Genomic DNA, 20925 nt, shown 5'->3' with positions numbered 1-20925 from the left:
CAAATCCAGTACCCCTAAAACCCAAAAAGCCCCGGTGTTTCCACCGGGACTTTTGGTAGCAGGTTCCCAACAGCAACGCTTTCGGGATTCACACTAGAACTTACTGACAACTCACCGGCGTCAGCGCTTCCATGTAGGTGCGGTCGGCGGACAGGGGCGAGTTGAAGGGTACTTCGCCGTATTTGCCAGCCGTCAACGTCACGTAGTCCACCAAGTCCTGACCGGCATCGAAACGCCAGCCGTTGAACATGTTGAGCGAGGCGGCGTTGTAGTTTTCGGTCAGATCCGCCACTGAGCCGTTGGTGGCGGTCAGTGCCGTTTTGGTGGCGTCATTCACTACGCAAGTGCCGCTGCCAAACCAGAGGAAGTTGCGATCGTTGCGGAAGAAGCCGCCGCTGATGTCTTTGAAATAGTTGTTAGCAATTTCATTGAGCGAAGCTTCGACGCTGCTCTTTTCTTGCAAGCTGGAATTGACCACAAAAGCGTTGTCTTCCAGGAATGCACTCGCACCCACACGCAGGCTCAACACCTCTTTGCGATAGTTCACAAACACATTGTTGAACATATGGGTAGTCCCGCGACGCAACAGCGGCACGCGGCGCAATGTATTGCCCAGCAGCATGTAGCTGTCGTCGGTGGTGACAAACGCGTTGTGGTGCATGGTGGTGGTGATATTGGCATTGATGGTGCGGCTATCACTGGAACCGTGCAGCACGGCGCGCTTCACGTTTTGCAAACGGTTGAATGACATAGTGATTGCATTTGCGCCGATTTTTACATCAAAGGCCGAATCGCCGGTGGTGTCGAAGGTGTTTTTGTGAATCCAGATATCGTGTGATGCGCCGGTGGAACGAATCATATCCGGGTCAACATAATGGTCTTCGGTGTGGCCCGCGCCCTGGAATTTCAGGTGAGTCAGGATCACACTCTCAGAGGTCTGGGTGGGCACGCCGTCGCTGTCTTTGCCGATCGCAAAGCCACTGAAGATGAAATAGGCTTCAGAACCACGGCCATCAAGGGTTTTGTTAGAGCCAATCGCCGGAATTCGAATGGGGATATTGCTCTTGTTCATGGTCTTGTTGAAAAACTCGGTGCGGCAGGTGGCTTCGTCGTTAAAGCCTTTGCTTGCACACCAGCTGCGATAGTCGCGACATTCCGCTTCGGTAGTGCCAAGAACCGACAGGGTAGTCGCATCTGCACAGTACTGGCGATACATGCCAATTTCGTGCGCTTGGGCGAACTCTGCCTTGTCGAACACAATCCAGTTGTGAGCATTGTCGGTGAGCGCATCAATCAACTGCTGTTCGACCGATACGCCACCGGTTTTGGTGATGATGGTGAGTTTGCTATTGCCATTTGGATCGTATCCACCCTTGGCGTTTTCACCATAGCCAATCGGTTTGCCGAGGGATTGCGCTAAACACTCCACTATTTCCTGATCGGTTTGCAGCGAGGTATCGCGCCAGTTCACATTGGGGTTGTTGGCAAGGCTGATACAGTCGGCGCTCAGGTTTACCACTGGCGCCACATAGGCAACACTGGAGCGGCTGCTGGCGCTAACCGCCACTGAGCTGCTGACTGCACTGCTTAGCGCAGCACTGCTGGAGGTAGTAGCGCTGGATTGACCACCGCCCGCCACACTCGACGAAGACACACCCAAACCATCGGTATATTCGATGACCAAATCATCAATAGTGACTGTGGCCGAACTCTCGGTACGCAGAGCGATAAACGAGGTGCTGGTGCCTACACTTGGGGTAATCACCACCTGCTGATTTGCACCAAAACTGCTGGCAACAGCTTCGAACACCTTGGAATTAGCGCCGTGAATTGAGCTGCCTGAACTGGTGGTGTTGTTATCCACATAAACCTGGAACTTGCCTGAACCTGATCCCGTCACCACTTTGAAGCTGATGCGGTAAGGGCGGCTCAGGTCAAAGTCGCCATTGGCACTGACATCGCCAGAGGTGGTGTTGGTGCGCGGCGGGCGATGACCAATGGTGAGACGAGCGCCCGCCAGGGTCAGCTGGTTATTGCTAATGGTGGCGCCACTGCCGCCGCCGGTAATGTAGTAGAGCGCGGCACTGCTATCGGTGGAGATAGAGTGGTAGAAAGCGCTAAACAAGGTGTCTTTATCTACGCTAAAGCTCTCGTTGATAAATACATTGTTCACCGAAGAGGCCGATGAGCTGGCCTCGCTGGATACTGGCGCACTTGACTGGGCCTCACTCGATTGAGCTGAGCTGGATTGCACCGAGCTGGAAGCTTCCACACTGACAGCGACAGAACTTGATGCTTCAACCGATGACACCGGGGCAGAGCTGGCCGCAAGGCTTGAGCTGCTTTCAGCGCTGGACGATGAAGCACCAACTGCATCTAGATATTCAATTACCAGATTATCGATAGTCACGGTGGCCGAGCTTTCGGCGCGCAGGGCGATAAACGAGGTGCTGGTGCCCACCGCTGGTGTAATCACCACCTGCTGATTAGCGCCAAAACTGCTGGCAACAGCTTCGAACACCTTGGAATTGGCGCCGTGAAGCGAGTTGCCGGAACTGGTGGTGTTGTTATCCACATAGACCTGGAACTTGCCTGAACCTGAACCGGCAATCACCTTGAAGCTGATGCGATAAGGGCGGCTCAGATCAAAATCGCCGTTGGCACTCACATCACCTGCGGTGGTGTTGGCGCGCGGCGGACGATGACCAATGGTCAAGCGGCCGCCGGCCAAAGTCAGTTCATTATTAGCGATTGTAATGCCAGTGCCGCCGCCGGTGATGTAGTAGAGCGCGGCGCTGCTATCGGTTGAAATGGCTTGATAGGCTGCGCTGAACAGGGTGGTTTTATCCACATTAAAGGCTTCGTTGATCGCCAGATTAGCGCCTGCGGCAACTGAGCTGGCCGCTGCCGAACTGGTTGTTTGTGCGCTGCTGGCCACTGAGCTGTTCAGAGCTGAGCTGTTGCTATTGGCCGCAGAGGAGGCACCCCCACTGGAGTTGCCGCCGGTACCTGAACCGCCGTCAATCTTACCCACACCCACGTTGGCCATCACAATTGCCGGAACATCGGCGGTTGGGTCCATCTCCACACTGTAGGGCACGCTCACCACACAGGTGGATTGCAATTGGCCATCAATCACTTCCGGCACTACCAAGGCACCGGCGCCCACTGTACGGCTGTAGTAAATCTCGGGCAGCACAGTGTTGTCGTTGTTGGTTTGCCAACAGCCAGCGGTAGGTGAATCATCCGAAGCCAGCAGTGGGTTGTTGACGTTGTACATGTAGTTGTTTTCTACCAACACCTTGCCACTGGAGCGTGAGTTGATGCCGTGGAACATGTAATCCAGACGGGGGTTTGACCAGTAGTTGTTGTACATATGTACCAGTGCATGGCGAATCAACGGCGTGCGCTGTTCAATGTTTTTGTACCAGTTGTGATGGAAGGTGATGTTGGTGTTTTTGTTGTCGCTATCACTGGAACCGATCAAACCGGCACGGCTGGAATCGTTAAACAGGTTATAAGAAACCGTCACGTTGGTCACACCCGCTTTCATATCCAGCAGTGAATCGTAACCGTCTTTTTCACCACCGGAAGCTTCCAGCCAGTTGTGGTCGATCCACACGCGATTGACATTGGTTTCCATGCCGATTGCATCGCCGCCATTTGAGGTCGGTGAACCGCTCTTCTTCACATTACGGATATGCAGGTTCTGCAGAATGATGTTAGAGGCATCGCGCACGTGAATACCCATCTCTTCAAACAGGGCATTGCTGCCAACGCCGATGATTGAGACGTTGCTCATCGCCTTGATTTCGATCACATCGGCCTGGGTGTTACAGCCCTGCGCGGTGGTATTGGCATGGCTGATAGTGCCGTTCACCTTGATCACAATCGGCGTGGTCATAGAGGCGCGGCTGCACAGAGCGGCATTCAATTCGGTGCCAGTGGTCACGGTGATTTCTACACCACCTGCGCCGCCAGTCACACCGGCATGGGCCGCAAACCCTTCTATTTTGGCCGGGCGTACAACGGGCGCAGTACTGCTGCTCTCGCTGGAGGTCTGGGCAGAGGAGACACTGCTATCTGCCACACTGCTGATACTAGAAGCAGTAGCGGCGCTGGATTCTGCTACAACACTGGAGGTTTCACTGGTAGCACTGCTGTCTGCGGCTGAGCTACTGGCAACAGACGACACCGGCGGCACAACAACCGGCGCACTGCTCGGGCTGGAACTTGACGTTACTGCGGGTTCACTACTGGCAGGTGGCACAGGAGTGGGCGCAGTAGTAATACTGCTCGCCGCAGCACTGGAAGGTGTAAGGCTGCTCACCGATGAACTCGGCGCAAGCGAACTGCTAACCAGCGCGCTGGAGATCTGACTGGAACTGCTGGATGACGCCGGGCCGTTGATAAATTCCAGTGTGGTGCGGAAGTGCGCCAGCGCCTGTTCGGCTGACACTAATTGTTTGTTCACCCCACCCGCCGCCTGCAACAACTCCCGCACGGCGGGCAGTTGGGCAAATACGTCGGGCGGCAAGCTGAAGTCCAAGGTGACACCGGCGGCCAGCGCAGCGGCAGTGATGCCTATGCCATTGGTCAGGTCGCCATCGGCGTCCAAACTTTGCAGCAGGCGCAACATATTAATCAGTTGGTGGTTCGCCAAATCATCGGTATTGGCTAAATCCAGAGGGGTGATAATGTCGCCCGCCATCACCGGTGGAAATTCCAGATTGCCGATAAAAAACCTAATCATCTCACCGGGGCGATAGTTAAATTCGCCGTTGGCGTTGGTAAAACCCTGTTGGCTGGCAGTGCGATAGCCGATGTTCATCACCGCCGCATCGAGAAACACGCCGGTTAACAGCGGCGCTGCACTTGAAGTTGCCTGACTTTTGGGGGTATTGCTGGAAGCGGCCGCACTGGCCACCACAGCCGCCGAACTAACGGTTGGCGGTGGGTTGTTAGCAATCGGTGTAGAAGAATTGTTGGTGGATGATTTGCCGCCCGAACCACCGCAGCCAATCATCAACAGGCTGAGTAATACAGGGGTAACAAGGGTTATTTTCATGATTGATTCCTGATAAACCGTTTTCATTTTTGTTATTGAATAAGTCGGCGCTTTGCACTGGGTACAAAGCGCCGGTTATTTATCAAGACCGAATTAAATTGCCTGTAGAACCTTGCCGCTATCCGGCTTTTATTTTTAAAAACTTATCAAGGCTAACGCCTGTAGTGCTGGACCAAAGGCGTTAGCGATACACGATTACTGACTGATACTGATGTTATCGAATGCCAGCACCAACTCATCTGCACCCGATGCCGAGAAGAAGCCCAGCTTGACTTCGCTGGCAATCGGGTTGTTATTGGCATCGGCAAAGGCGCTGGTATTAGCGACGGTGTAGTTCACGCCATCGCTAGAAGTAGCCAGTTGGAAACTGTTGCCGGTGCGGGTAATGCGCAGGTAGTCGCCCACGGCCCAAGTGCCATTGCTGCGCGATTGGGTAGTTGCGCCACCCATATCCAATTTGAACGCGCGCGATGCCTGATAAGTTGGCGTTGTGCTCAATGTATAGAAGCCCAATTCAGCAAAACGCCCCAAGGCCGGATAGCTCGCCGCCGGTGCAATAGACTCAGTCACTAACAGGCCATAGCGAAACTGGTTGTTATTAGCCACAGTGAAAGCCCCAGCATTGGCAACAGCGACAGACGCCAAGCGCGCGGTGAAGACAAAATCACCGGTCACTGACTGGTGCGCAAAAAAGAATTTGCGGTTGCTGGTGTTCACACTGCCGCCTTTCGCCGTCAGGGTCAGGGCGCTGGCACTCTGGCTATTCACCACACCCTCGGGCAAGGACGTTGAGGTACCGAACAAATCCAATGCCGCCGCGGTCCAGGCTGGTGCGGCCGAACTGCTGGACGACGAGGAGCTGGATGAGCCCTCGCCTTCCGGTACTGAACTCAGCGCTGCGCTTGATTCACTAGACGCATCCGAACTGGCGCTGGAAGCCGCAGAACTGCTAGTGGATGATTCGCTCGAACTCTCTCCCGTTGAGCTGGCCGCACTGGACGAGCTGCTGACGCCATAGTTGGCACAGTCAGTCGAATCTTCCGGCAGCGGGTTCCAACCAGCACTGGAGTTATAGGCGGCAAAGATTTGCGCGCGGTTGCAGTATTCACTGGCAACCTCACCCAGCGACAATTCATAACCACCCACGCGGCTGGCCAAACTGATGCTGTCACCATTGGCATTCATGGTGGCAAATTCACGCCAGCCAGTAGTTGCGGTCGCGGTACCTGGATTAGGTGCTGGCTGGCCATTTACGCCCGCACCGGCCCAACCGGCGGCGTTGATATGGGTATCCATGCGGCTATTGATAAACACCACATTGTCCCAGGTGCTGGTGCCACCGGGGCTGCGCGCCAGATAAGTGGCACCGGCCGGGATGGTGTTGCCGGTCGGGCCTGGACCCTGGGTCAGGTTGGAGTTGAGGAAGACAAAACCTTTATCTGCCGCTGTGAGAGTGCGCGCCTGTACCACATAGCCGCCGTTAGTGGCGTTGCTGCTGTCGCCCAGCGAACGGATTTCACTCTCTTCAAACAGGGAGACATTGTTATTGCCCCAGATGAAATCTACATTCCCCGCGACTAGGCTGCGGTAGAACCAGCTGTAACCTTTCAGCTGAAGGGTGTCCTGCTCGCTGATAAAGTTGGCGTTTTTGGCGACCAAACGGCCAGTTGAATTGAAATAAATTGCCTCGGCCTGTCCACCGCTGGCGGTTTTGATGGTGGTGTTTTTCAGGGTCAGATTTTCCAGCGTCAGCAAATCAGCCAGCTCGACCAAAAATACCGGGCGACCAGAAGAGCCCGGATTTAATGCTTCCGAGTTTTGGTACTGGATCAGTGTGCCCGCGCGGCTCTCGCCCACAATGGTCAGGTTGTCTTTATTGCGCAGGTACAACAGCTCGTTATAGGTGCCGTTGTTGACCGTGATGGTTGCCGCCTCGGTTTTGCTCAGGTTCTGCATCACATAGTTGAGCGCGCCTTGCAGGGTGCGGAAGTCTGCCGAGCTGCCAGTATCATCCACAGTAATACTGGTCAGATTGCTGGCCGGTGCCGCTTTGGTGGTAAAGCTCCAGCCAGCGTTTTTGCCAATCCCCTCAAACGGCAAGGTCGCCAGAGTCGCGCCGGTAAAGGCCGAGCCGCTAATCGCCACATAGTAGCTGGTGTTGTACTCCAACTTTTTGCTCTGCAGGGCGATGGACACTGTATTACCCGAGATACTGATCGGGCGAGTATTGAGCGTGCGGTAGGTGCCGAAACCGATAGTGTCTTTGTGATCGACCAGTTTGATGGTGTCCACCACTGTGTCATCGCTGCTTTTGAAGATACGAATCGCACCCGCCGTGCCCAACGAGGGCGGCGAGTCAAAGGTCAGGCTCAGGTTGGTATCGGCATAAACATTGGCTTCGCTGGTAGCCGGAGTCACCAGACCACTCAGGTTGTAAGTCGCCGTGGGCATCACAAACTGCGGCGCAATAGTCGCCGTGAGGCTGCGGGTCAGGCTGGGGTCGGAACCGCTGGTAAAGGTGATAGTGGCACTGCCCTCACCCACCGGGTTCAAACTCACGTCATAGCCATTGGTGCTGACACTGACCACGGAGGGATTGCTCGATTCCACGATAAAAGTGTCGTCGGCGTTTTGGGTATTTTTGGCGCTCACGGTAATCACGCGCGCGGCGTCACCCACTTCCGCGTTGTAGTTAGCGCTGGGCGAAATAGTCAATTGTGATGGCACCGGCGGCTTGTCGTTAGCGTTGCCGACTTTGATGTCGTCGATTTCAAAGGAGCGGTTGCTGGTGAAAATACCAATCAAACCGCGCTCGGTCAGGCTGCTATCGCTGAAACTTGCCACCGCCAAATCGTTCAGGTACAGCTTCATTTCCGTACCGATCATTTCCAGACGCAGCTTGTACCACTCGCCATTGGTGCCACCAGCGGTGCCCAGGGTAATGGCGGTGTTGTAGCGCATAGCGCCGGTACTCGCTGGGCTACCGGTCGAATTGCGCTCCACAATTTCTACCCGTGGCTGGTTGGTTTCGTGGGCGATCATGCCCATGCCGTACCAGTTGTTTACATCCTGGTAGCGCGCCATCACATAAATACTGCGCTGCGCCGTGCCGCTGGAATTCAAGCGCGGGCGAATACGCGCTTCTACGTAGTAGTCCGCCGAGGTGACACCGGCAAACGCCTCCGGCTTGATCAGCGCCACTAGCCCACCGGCGCCACTGCTGGCGGCGGCGGTGTAGCGCAACACATTGTTGTCGCCCGCGTCATTGAACAAATCAAACGCCCCGTTGGCGGCGGTGCCCGCTGGCAGTAAATCCCAGTTGCTGGAACCCGCTGCAAAATCATCGCAGAAATACAGACCCGGCTCAGAGCTGCAGGCAAACGCCGCGGCAACACTGGCGGCGCTGGACGAGGTTGCAGCGGCGGACGATGTGGTCGCACTGGATGAACTGCCTACCACAACCTCGGTCGATGAAGCGCTGGCAGAAGAACCCACTGCCAAGCTAGTACTGACAGCCGATGAATTGGCCGCCGAAGACGAGCTGGTACCACCCACTGCGCTGAAATCGCAGTCGAGCAGGTTTTCCGACGGGCCATAACCTTTTACACAGCCGATATTGGCGGGCAACAAACCAGCCAATTGCGCCGGGGTATAGGCACCGGCATCGGTCCAGACCATCCAATCGATCAGGGCTTTGTAGCTGTTGCTGCCGCCATCGCCAATTTGCAGATAGTTGTTAGTCGCGGTAGTCGATGCAAACTGCACCTCTTCCTGGTTCAACACTGGCGTGTTGGAACCATCCAAATAGGCGCGCGCCCAGCCGGTCGTCGGGCTGGAGAGCGCTACGGTGAAGTGGTACACGCGGTACTCATCCATCGCCAAACCATAGGCGGTATTCGGCGATGGTGCCCCCTCAAACTGGACGCCAAAGTTGCTCGCACCATCGGCGCGCAGCACCACTTTCAAGCGGCTGGCTGTGGTATCGGCAGTGCCACCAAAAGCAGTTTCCAACTCCAATACCCGCGCATTGGCGGGCGGATTGAAGCCTTTGATGCCCGCAATCAGGGTGAAGTATTTGGGGTAAACGCCATCGTTGCGCCCGGTATTACTAATCCGCGCGCGGTTGTTTTTGGTACCCAAAGAGGTCGAGTCGAACAGCACAGCACCAGCACCAGCACCGGTGGGAGTGAAATCGCTTGCACTGCCTTGAATCACAAACGGCACTTGGGTGATACCATCCGCTAAAGTGATGGCATTGGCATCGAATGGGCTGACATTTCCGTTAAATAGGTTCCAACTAACCGAGGACGGATTTGCTGTTTCCGGCTCGTTAGTCGATGGCGGCGGCGGCTCTATATCCCACTCGGGGCGAGTACAGGCCAGGGTTGGCACACCTGTATCCAATACGCCTCTGCCCGCGTACTGCTGCACATGGGCAGGTACATCTTCCACTGGAATCAGGCTGGGCGCATAGAGGTAGCCCTGGGGCAGGGTCAACGTGCCGGTAGAGGTATGATCGGCCAAAAACTCATCGGCGATGGCATTGGTCTCGCCCGCTTTGGGCACCCAAGTGGTCACTCCGCGCAACTGGTTTTCTATCAACTCCCAGTAGCCAAGGGCAATACTGTCTTGCGACATCACCGGGTTTTTGGTGTTTTCAAATACGTTGCGCTCAACGCGGATAATCGCCCCCATACGCGAGTTGATCGCCGAGGTATCCACGTTTTGATAGTAGTTGTTGTAGATATGACCTTTGCCGAAACGAAACAGCGGCAGGCGCGAGTTCACGTGATACCAATGGTTATGGTGCCAGGTGATACGGCGGTCAAAGTTATCTTCGTCCGATGAGCCCCAGAGCGAGGTTTTCCAGCTGTCGTGCAAGTAGTTGTAAGAAATAGTGACATCCGCCACATCGCTGCGGCCACTGACCAACTCATCGTAATAGTCTTTTTTGTAGTCGGCCTGAGCGGTTGGATCAGTAATGCTCGCCGGTACCGTCACATTCAGATCGTTATACAGCTCGTTGTGGTCAATCCACACATTGCGCACCGGGCCGTTGCGGCCATCGATGGTGATGATGTCGCCCTGCCCGCGGCTTTGCGGCACTTTGTACATTTTCAGATTGCGGATAATCACATTGCTGGCGGTGATATGAATGCCAGTACCCCAGAATTCCGCATCCGCCCCGCGGCCAATGATCGACACATTAGGACGATTGAGTTTGATGTCTTTATTGCCTGAGTTGTGCCAGGTAATTACGCCATCCACATAGATGGTCAGGGGTTTATCGGCATAGGTCGGGTTAGTCAGGGCAGCGGTTAAGTCAGCGCCATTACACACCGCCACTTCCACCATACCTGCACCACTACCACCGGTAGTACCGCCGTTGAGCGAGGCAAAACCGTAAACGGTATTGAAGTTAGGCGCGGCAGTGATCACTGATGAACTGGCACTGCTGGAGATTAGACTTGCCGCCACCGATGAGGCCGGAGTGCTTGAAACCGGAGTACTTGAAGCCGTTGAACTAAACGCCGGTGTTGACGATGCAGGAGCAACCGCACTCGATTGCACCGATGCCTGAATGGATGACTCCACTGAAGAGACCAGGCTGGTAACACTGCTGGAAGAGGGAACCGGCCCAGCGACCAAACTGCTTTGACTAGAAGCGCCAGCACTCGCGGGTGCACTGGAGCCTGGCTGGGAATTAATGCCTGAACTCTGGCTAGAGCTGGAGCTTTGCACAGGCACACCGGCCAGTTCAAAACTATCCAGCAGATGCGCAAGCGCCTGCTGTTCAGACACCAGGGTTTTAGTCACTGAACCGGAATTGGCGACCAAATTGGTCACCGCAGGCAAAGCCGCGAACTGCGCCGGGCTTAAGTTAAAATCTACCGCCACCGCGGCTTGGGCTGCGGCAGGGCTAATGGTAATACCGTTGCTTGGGTTGCCATCGCTGTCCAGCGACTGCAGTAAACGCGCGATGTTCAATACCATCGGCGAGGCGGGATCCAAAGATTGCGCCATATCCAGCGGCGTCACCAGGCCTCTGGCGGGAATCGGCGGGAAGACTAGATCGCCGATAAAAAAGGTCACGGTTTCACCGGGCAAATAATTAAACTCGCCGCGTTCGTTAGTCACGCCACTTTGGGTTTGGGTGCGATAGCCAATGCCTGCAACAAAGGCATCCACAAACACCCCAACCTGCATGCTGGCTTGGGATGAGTTCGCCAAACTACTGGTCACCGGAGTCGAACTAAGCGCCGTCAGGCTGCTGGATTTCTGCGTGCCAACGGGAGTTGAGCTACCGGGCGAGTTCCCTTTCTTGGAATCGCCGCCGCACGCACTGAGCAAAGCAGAAAGTAAAACAACGATTAATACATGGCTTTTCATGATGCTCTCACTAGTTGTAGTTATTCTTGGATTTGGTTGCGCCAAATTCAGACAAAGAACTACCGCCAGAACGCTGACGATAGCCTCTGGTATCAACCATTTAGTGAAAACACACTGCCAACCGTTACTTTCTTATTAGGTCCAGTGCAGATTTATCCGCTACCGGCCACAGCTCATGGCTGTAAAAAAACGTTATGAATCAACAACACACATCGAACCCATCCCGCGAGAGGATGAATTGAGTCAATTACCTTGAGGAATACACTTTGCCGAGGGATTGAGGCTGAGCCTCTTATTATGAGTGTGCCAACCAATCAGCATGCGGTGCTTAAACTTATTAGTGCATGCGAGAGAAAGGTAAATGGCGCCTCTTTTTGCCTTTCTGGGAAGGCTTTCGCATTCTATACCCAAGGATTGAGCAAATGCTAGCCACAAGTATGATTAATCATTCAGACGCACGATAACCTCAGCCTTTTTAGCACCGCTTAAAACAAGCTCGCCCGGCTATTACTAGCCGGGCGAGCTTGTTAAGCCACAAACCGTTTATTGATATTCGAGTTTGAGGTTATCGATAGTCAGATTGGTCACACTACTATCCGCCCGGATCTGGAAAAAGGAGGTAGCAGTGCCCACATCCGACTCAATCACCACTTCATGGGGGAAAGTGGTGATCGAATCTGCCGCGGTTTGCAGCAAACGCGATGCGGTGCTGCTAATCGCCGCGTGGATAGATTTGCCCGCGCTGGTGGTATTGTTATCCACATAAACTTGGAAATTACCGCTTCCTGCCGCCGCTGTGACGGTAAAGCTCAAACGATAGGGTTTGGACAAATCCAACACGCCATTCGGCTGAACCTCTGCTGCAGTTTCCCCGCCTTTATCACCAAACGTAAACCGCGCATTGGTCATACTCAACGCGCCATCGGCAAAGGTGATACGAGTGCCGCCTGAAGTCGCAACATAAAATGGCAAGCTTGTATCATCTGGCATGGTTTTGTAGGCAATAGTGAAGAAGTTGGCGGCATCGGCCAGATCAAAGGTTTCGCTGAGTAAGCCGGTCGCAGGGGCGTAGATTTTTCTCACTGGGCCTATATTCACCCCGCCGGAGCTATCGCCTTCACGGGAATAGATCACCTTGATATGGCTCAACTTGTGCCCGACCGGCAAGCTGATGCTGATGGTGTCGCTGCTGCTAGCGGGTGCGGCTTTGCTCGCCAAGACGGTGTTGTCACTGCCGATCAACACAATTTTGCCATTAACCGAACTACCAGTTTGGGTGAAATCCACTTCCAGCGTTACCGCACGACCACTGTCAACCGGGAAGCCAACATAGGCGCGCAAACCTGGTGCTTGTGCACTCACCTCAGGGGTCAAGGTGCTGCTGCCGTCGGACCAAGAGTGGCCGTTGTAATTCCACTTGTTGTCATTGCCACGGAAGCGCAAGGCGGTGCCGTTGTTGAGGAAGACCAACACACCATCCACACTGCGCTCCAGCTCAGAAGTGGCAATATTGTTGTTGCCCGAATCGGAATAGGCCGAACTGAACAGGCCATCAACAGCTTTGTAGGCTTCCGGGTTAAAACCCCAGGTGTAATCGCCATCTACGCCGGTCGGCGCGGCCGGAGTGGCAGTGGCACTGGCGCTGTATTCGCTAGTGCCAATCACATTTTTAGCACGCAAGAAAATGTAATACGGCTGGCCGTTGGTCAATTGCTCGATAGTCGCGCTAGTACCGGTGAGCGGATTACCTGAAAACGCGGTGGCCCCATTGGTGGAGTCGATAGTGTTGTAGAGCAGCTCATAGGTTACATCCAAGCCCACACTCGGCCAGGTCACGGTAATTTGTGCATCGCCAGCCAATACAGTAGGTGCATCGGGTGTTGCTGGTGCCACTTCCGGTGCGGGTGCAATGGTAGTTTCTGCCATACAGGCGGGTAAATTGAAGTTGTGCGGCTGATCGGCGTATTCCACCACCAAATCATCAATAACCGCGTAACCACCGCTGGAGACGCGAAATTGGAAGAAGGAAGTTTTACTACCGATTAAAGCAGCTCCCGCCGCAGGCACAGTTACACTTTTGCGTACGCCCGGCACCAATGTATGGGTTGCAACCTGCAGAATGCGCGAGGCATTGCCCGCACCATAGATGGAGTTGTTCCCACCCGTAGTATTGTTATCCACGTAGATTTCAAAATTACTGGAACTGGGCGAGCTCACTTCCACCACACAAAACGAAACGGTGTAAGCCTTACTCAAATCAAACTCACCCCAGGTAGGAATGCTGGTATCCGCCGTAGTGGTGTTCACCTCCAACTTGGTTTGACCCAAACTCAAACGACCGTTACCAATACGTAATTTGCGATTGGCATCGGCGGTAATCCAGGAAGTAGCCGTAGGCGATGGGTTACCCAACTCATCCAAAAATCCCCCCGTCGCAAAATAAAACGGCAGAGTCGCATCGCTATTCAAGGCTTTGTAATTGGCCGAAAAAAACCGACGGGTATTATTCGCCGCATCAAAATTTTCATGATACGGGATTGTTTGATTCACAATCGCTGAAGTCGATGACGATGAACTGCTGGCCGATGAAGGTGGTACATAGCCCTCGGGCAGTAAACTGTCTGGCTTGGATGATGCACTTTTCGGGTCGCCGCCACCGCAAGCAACCAAACCTGCGCTTAAACAAACTGCGCTTAATAACATTATTTTTTTCATGGTGTAAATCCTCAATCAATTCTGGAAGGCAATGCCTGGTTATTTACCTTTGCGTTACATAAATTTGTAACTGACGCCGACTAAATAGGTGCGGCCATAATCTTCTGAGGTAAACAACATCTTGCCGCCGGAACTTTCATTGCCACGGAAATAAAAGCTATCCACTTCATCTGTCAAGTTGGTCATATCCAAACTGAACTGCAGCGCTTTATTAACTTGATAAGTTGCTTTGAAGTCCAGCGACGGGCTGGCCGATTGAAATACATCGCCCCAGGTTCGGCAGTTTTCGGCATAACCGGCTGCGGCGTCTGCAGCAGCGGCATCCGCATTACAGGAACCGACACGCTTCAACACTTCGCCACGGTAGTTGCCAATCAAACGCGCGCTTAAACCGTCTCGCTCCCAACCCAAAGTAAGGTTGATAGTTTCATCGGCTTGATCGGGTAAATTGATGCTGCCCACACGCAATGTATCGCCGACTTTTGCATCGCTGTTCATCAGGGTCATATTTGTTTGCACAAAAAAACCTGAGTCAAAATATTTGGAGTAGGACAACTCCACACCATACACCTGTGCCGATTCACCGTTGGTGGCAAAATTAACCCGGTCAATTACCAAGTTGTTGGGCACATTAAATTGCGTCAGTTGATCAAAGGGTAATTCAAGCGGTAATTGCGCAGCACTGAGCGAAGCACCGCGTACATCGACAATAAAATTATCTATGTCTTTATAAAAAGCCGCGACTTGCCAGTAATCGCCGTTATCGCCATACCAGGAGATAGACGTATCAAAATTGGTTGCCGTCATAGGCTCCAAATTAGGATTACCAATACTCAATGTATTACCACTGGCAAGATTGAAGAGCGTGCCGCCAGAGGTAGTAATTTGTTGCTGACCGTTAATCACGCCGCCATTTGCCGGTGGATTGTCGTTACACACATTGGTATCCGGATTACACAGCACCACACGCCCTTCAACTTCACCAAAGGCGCGCGCCTGATCAAACGACGGACGGGTAAAACTGGTCCACACAGATGCGCGCACCAGGGTGTCTTCGGCCAAATCGTAGCGATAGTGAATGCTGGGAAATAAATCATCGTAAGAGTTTTTGGTATCGGCCAAAGGAATTGCGATATCCAAATTGGAGTTGGCCGCATTATCAAACTCTACAAAACGGTCATTGCGAATCGCGAGATAACCATCGGAACTAAAATCGGTTTGTTCATAGCGTGCACCGGCAATCAAGGTCGATTTTTCGCTGGTTTGGAATTCCGCCATTAAATACACCGCTTGCGAATCTTCCGTCAGAAAATAATCTTCTTTGCGGCTCTCCTGCCCGGTCAGATTTGGGTCGGTATATTTCGCAATACGGGCAGTCGCTGCAAGCAGACGCTCGGTTTCACTGCGAGTAATAAAATCGTATTGAATATCCGGGTGGTTCGGGGTGAAAGTTTCAAAATCCGCCAGCGACGAATTGCGCAAATCTTCACAGGTTGCATCGCCTTCACAAGCATTGGGGTAATTGCCCGGCACAATACTCCAGCGGTCTTTATTGCGGTCGCGCTCACGCTCTTTGAGTACAAAACCGGTTTTGATGTAATTGAGTTTTCCACCTTCAAAATTGCGTTTTAAATTCGCGCTAAGTTGATCGAGAGTATCGGTGCGGAAACTGTCTTCGATAAAAATATTATCGTAGGTCATGCCGCCTTGTTTACGCTGGGTTTTATCCATCAAGAAGTAACCGCCGGTATTTACCAAGTTGGCGGTAGTAGTACCAGCAAGCTGTGCCATATCGGCCGGAGAAATAATTTGCGCGGCAATATAATCTTCTCCAGCACGGCCAAGCATGGGCAAATCCTGAATGCGGAATTGCACCCGGCGCCCATCCGGTTTGGAGTATTCGCCTACAGAGTGAGACAAGCTGTAATCAAGTTCCCACGCCTCACCGGCAAAGGTATTTTTTCCGCCGAGATCAAACGCATCGGTACTGGCTTTACCTTTTTGGATAAAAAATTGCTGCTGCAATTCAGCATCGGTTACACCAAAGGTCGATGAGGCAACATCGATGTAAGGCACTTCTTGATCTGCGGTCAGCGCTGTATCAAAACGATAATATTCGCGCAGTGCTATATCCATATCCTCGAGCGAGGTGCGGCTGTAACGCAAATAATATTCACTGTTGTCATCCGGGCGCCAACCTAAATCAAACGAGCCAGCAATACGGGTTCTATCGGCCTGCTCTTCTTTCGCTTCAAATTGCCAAGGTGTTAATAGACGCTCGCCGGTAGGACCACTCAAACCTTTATGATTTTGTTGGCGATAAGTTGGGTCTTGTTCTGCGTGATGCACATTCAAATAGCCATCGGTGCCGCGCTTTTCATAAGAGAGTGAGTAACCAAAACCTATAGTGTTATCGGCAAAAAGATTAGTCCCTTGAACCGACACTTTGGGTGAAGCATCACCATTGTAAAGTTGTTCCGCAACTTGCCCGCTCACACGCAGCGTATCTTTTTTGCGATCAAACGCATTCACGGTTTTTACGTTGACGGTACCGCCGATAGAATTTAAATCCATATCCGGCGTAAGCGATTTAAATACTTCAATTGAACTGAGCAAATCCGCAGGAACCGCATCCAATGCAAATGCACGTGTATCAGAACTCGAAGAGGCCAATTCATTGCCGTTCATATTCACGCTGACAAAACCCGGGCCGAGACCGCGCACTGTTACAAACTGACCTTCACCTTCGGTTTTTTGCAGGGTAATCCCCGGCAAGCGCTGCAATGATTCCGCTACGTTTTGATCGGCAAATTTGCCCGCATCATCTTGCGAGATCACCGAGCTAAAAATGTTTTTGGAGCGCTCTTCTTCGCGTGCATTGAGTTCCGCACTACGCACGCCGGTTACTTCAACTTCCTCTATGATTTCTTGTGTGGATGAAGCCGTAGTTTGTGCATGTAAATGACCCGCGGCCGCTAGTGCAATACACAGCGATAACAAACGTTTCTTATGCATGGATTTCCCCTCTTTTGCTACTTAGATTTATTGTGAATAGTTTCGATACTGCGGCTGAGCTGCAGTAGAAATTTAGGCGGCACGTTGCGCTAATGTGAATTGCCAAAATATGGCGAGGCCATATTTGAGTGATGTAATCGGAGAAGGCTTGAACGAGAGAAATAACCAAACACACACGCAATAGCGCGATAAAAACGCAGCAGTGCGGTGGTATCGGTAATGCTAAGAAATGAATTTTATTACTTGTTGTAGTCATTATCTCGTTGGCTTCCTCGCTAAGTCCTGACTAGAGGACGCGTAGAACCACCACCAAAATCAGTGGCGATTTTGGCCTTGACCGAGATAAAACCTATTGCAGATAGGAAAACCGTGTAACGCAGAAAACACCTTGATTAAGCGAGCACTTTTAAGTGCTTCTTGCTTGTTTTTATATGTTCGCCATTAGGCGAGAAAAAGATAGTACACCGATTAATACGATAATTTCTACCCTAATCACTTGATTAGGTTAATTTGTTACTTTTGGTAGCCAACACCCAACAAAATTAATCTATTTTGTTACAAGACTTTGATTTTTAACAAATTTATCAATCGCCTCCCAAGCCGTCTGCGGAGAAGATTGCAGTAAAAAATGGTTGGTATTGAAAGTAATAATAGGCATATCTGGCTTGATGTTGAGGATTTTTTTCAAATTCCAGATGGGCACAACGACGTCATACCGCGCCCTGAAATAAACCATAGACACTTTGTTTTGCTGTAATTGGTTGCGCACATCAACAGTAAGCGCAGCTCTGATTCTTGCAGCCAAAACCTGCGGTTTTACATTTTGTAATTCAATACAGACCGCGTTAAAAAGGCTTTTATTTTTTGTATTACTTAATTTGCTTGACGCCCAATACACCATTCGCGCTAATTTGAATATCAGTGTCCAGGGCAAGTATTTAGCGACTGTTAAATAAGGTGCGGTTACAAAGGTGGCCACCAATACAGTCCCAATCAAACCGGTTATATTTCTAGCAGATAAAGCTATGACAATAGGCCCGGAAAAAGACTCTCCTACAAGAATATATCGCCCATTAATCGAAGCAATTTCCTCCGAAACATACTTAGTTAATTCTTCGTAAGATTTCACCTTATGTGTCGGGTAGCTAATTACCATTAACTCATATTCTTTGGTGGCAACTGAAAGCAAAGGATCAAACAACCCCGCCGTTCCATTAAGACCGGGTAACAGTACCAATGTAATTTTTTCGCTTTCGATTGGAATCACCAAACAATCAGTTGATGGATAAACGAAAAATGTATTTTTTAATCTTAAAGTCTATGTAATTTCAAAGTTCAACTTTGGAATTACATACTTTGTAACATTAGATTTAACTTGGATGGCTGGAATTCAATATCCTCAAACTCGCGCATAGCCAATAGATCTGCAATATTAGTTTGTAGACCATTGATATTACGATAATCATCAATCGCCAGAAGCACATAAGAAATTTTGCCATAATCAGTAATAAACACTGGCCCCTGTAAAGCAGATTTTTTGGCCTTGCCTATATTTTTATTGAACTCTCTACTAGATAAAACTGTTCTATTCATAGCCACCTCCAAAAATGTTGCAACACCTAAACATTGAAGGAGGCTAATCAATTTGGCAAGCAAAAAAGAAACAGGGATTAGCCAGGAGTTTTCGGCCAGCGAATCAGCGCCCTTGCGCCGCCTAATGTTTCCGGTTCGACAAACTGGGCGCTGCCGCCGTGCCACTGCATGATGCGTTTGACAATCGCGAGGCCTAAACCAAAACCGCCGGTGGCGGAGCCAGTGGTTTGTTCGCTTTGTTCTTCGTGATAGAGGCGCACAAACGATTCAAATACTCGCTCGCGTTTATCGGCGGGAATTCCGGCGCCATCATCTTCCACCGCAATCATGTATTCGCTGGCGGTTTGCATCAGCTCGATACGGATGCGGGTTTTGGCATAGCGCGCCGCGTTGCCAATAAAATTTTGCAGTACGGTTTCAATTAGTTTCCACTCGCAGATAAATTCGGCGTTATGCGTGGTATCCAACACTTCTAGCTGCAAGTTGCGTTGGTGCAGCAGTGAACCCTGCCGCGCAAAACGCACTTGTAATTCATCTACTAGATCGCGCATAAAACCGCTCGTTTGTTTGAGCTGCTGGGTTTTTTGCTCGAATCCGGCATAGGCCAAGAGTGCGCTAATCAGCGATTCCATCTCGGCAATATCTTGCTCCAAGCTACGCAGCTGGCGGCGATCTTTTTCGTTAAGTTTTTCCTCTTCAATCATCGCCAAGGCAAATTTCATCCGCGCCAAAGGCGTGCGCAATTCGTGTGAAACCGCATTGGTCATTTCGCGATGTGAAGCAATTAATTCGCGCAAGCGCTGCGCCATATGATTAAACGCTTGCGCGAGTGGATAGAGTGTGGACGTAGGAGAGATTTTGAGTGTTTCCGGTACACCATCTTTTCCGAGAGTGCGGGTTTGGCGTTCCAGTTTTTTACTGTCGCGCGAGAGCGGCCAGACCCACAAATAAATTGCCAGCGCAATCGCGAGGTAAAACACAATCAATAACAAGCGATAAAACGGCGATTCACTGTCATCACTCAACGGAATATTGAGCATTACTACTTGATCAGTTTGCGCGAGGCGTTTGTACCAAATAATATCGCCATTACTGCGCGCTGCCAGAATTTTGCCCGCGCGCAAATCCTGCATGGCAGCTGATTGTGCCAAATCATCGAGTGGTAATAATTCGAGTGAGAGATGTAATTGCTGGCTGAGTTGCTGTGCTGATTGGCTATAACTGGCAATTGGGTGCGGTTGTTGCGCCAGTAAGTTTTGCTCGATCAATTGAAACAGTGCCTGAGTTTCCGCCGTTGGCTCTTGCTCCGGCGCGACTGATTCCCAAAACTGATTCAAGCCCCAGCCGATGAGCACCACTGAGGCGACGATAAAAAAATACAGCGTGATGAAAGCGCGATTCATGGTTGGGTTAAACGTCCACGATTATTTCCAGGCATCGGCAATAAACAAATAACCCTTACCCCAGATCGTTTTGATCCGCGTGGGGTTATCGGGATTATCATTTAATTTTTTGCGCAACTGGGAGATGCGTACATCAATAGTGCGATCCAAACCATCGTATTCGCGGTTGTAGATATGGTTAAACAAAAATTCGCGGCTGAGAATTTGCCCGGCCTGTGCCGCCAGTGCCAATAACAAATCATATTCATGGCTGGATAAGACCACTTCTACGCCACCGAGAGAGACTTTGCGCGCGGTCGGTTGAATACACAATTCACCAAACTCCAGCGCCTCTTGCTCGCGCGGATCATTCTGGTAATAGCGGCGCATGAGCGCGCGAACACGTGCCAGCAATACGCGCGGTTCGGCGGGTTTAATCACATAATCATCGGCGCCGTATTCCAAGCCCAATACCTGATCCAAATCCGAATCGCGCGCAGTGAGCATTAAGATCGGGCCTTTAAATTGCGGGCGCAATTCTTTGCACAATGTGAGGCCATCTTTACCGGGCAACATCAAGTCGAGCACAATCAATGCCGGATTTAAATTTTGCACCTGGCGAATAACCCGATTGCCGTTTTCTTCGATAGCAACGTGAAAATCGTTGCTCTCTAGAAAATCTTTTACCAGCTGCGCCAAGCGGCGATCATCCTCAACTAATAAAATCAAATTGTTCTGCGACATAGAAATTTCTCTGTAAAG

The 20925-nt window shown here is 51.6% G+C and carries 8 protein-coding genes; all 8 read right to left on the bottom strand.

Annotated elements, in window-relative coordinates:
• Positions 1-100: 100 nt before the first annotated feature.
• Positions 101-5068 carry a pectate lyase family protein gene (locus AC2CG4_RS15795; protein ID WP_484487187.1) on the bottom strand — a complete coding sequence of 1656 codons (4968 nt, stop codon included), beginning with the start codon at positions 5066-5068 and terminating at the stop codon, positions 101-103.
• Between the two features lie 195 nt (positions 5069-5263).
• Complete coding sequence (locus AC2CG4_RS15790) at positions 5264-11458, bottom strand: pectinesterase family protein (protein ID WP_484487186.1); 6195 nt, start codon at positions 11456-11458, stop codon at positions 5264-5266.
• 543 nt (positions 11459-12001) lie between these two features.
• Entirely contained in the window at positions 12002-14173 is a 2172-nt protein-coding gene (locus AC2CG4_RS15785; RefSeq protein WP_484487185.1) for a fibronectin type III domain-containing protein, read from the bottom strand.
• A 54-nt stretch (positions 14174-14227) separates the two neighbouring features.
• Positions 14228-17188: a TonB-dependent receptor gene (locus tag AC2CG4_RS15780; protein ID WP_484487184.1), complete on the bottom strand. Its 2961-nt coding sequence runs from the start codon at positions 17186-17188 to the stop codon at positions 14228-14230.
• A gap of 547 nt (positions 17189-17735) precedes the next feature.
• Positions 17736-18455: an alpha/beta fold hydrolase gene (locus AC2CG4_RS15775; protein ID WP_484487183.1), complete on the bottom strand. Its 720-nt coding sequence runs from the start codon at positions 18453-18455 to the stop codon at positions 17736-17738.
• 80 nt (positions 18456-18535) lie between these two features.
• Positions 18536-18781 carry a hypothetical protein gene (locus tag AC2CG4_RS15770; protein WP_484487182.1) on the bottom strand — a complete coding sequence of 82 codons (246 nt, stop codon included), beginning with the start codon at positions 18779-18781 and terminating at the stop codon, positions 18536-18538.
• Positions 18782-18858: 77 nt separating this feature from the next.
• Positions 18859-20184 (bottom strand): ATP-binding protein, encoded by a 1326-nt coding sequence (locus tag AC2CG4_RS15765; RefSeq protein WP_484487181.1) that lies wholly within the window; start codon positions 20182-20184, stop codon positions 18859-18861.
• 21 nt (positions 20185-20205) lie between these two features.
• Positions 20206-20907 (bottom strand): response regulator, encoded by a 702-nt coding sequence (locus AC2CG4_RS15760; RefSeq protein WP_484487180.1) that lies wholly within the window; start codon positions 20905-20907, stop codon positions 20206-20208.
• Positions 20908-20925: the final 18 nt, after the last annotated feature.

Source organism: Cellvibrio sp. ATLC23 (assembly GCF_057196725.1).
This window is presented reverse-complemented; position numbering and strand designations above follow the sequence as displayed.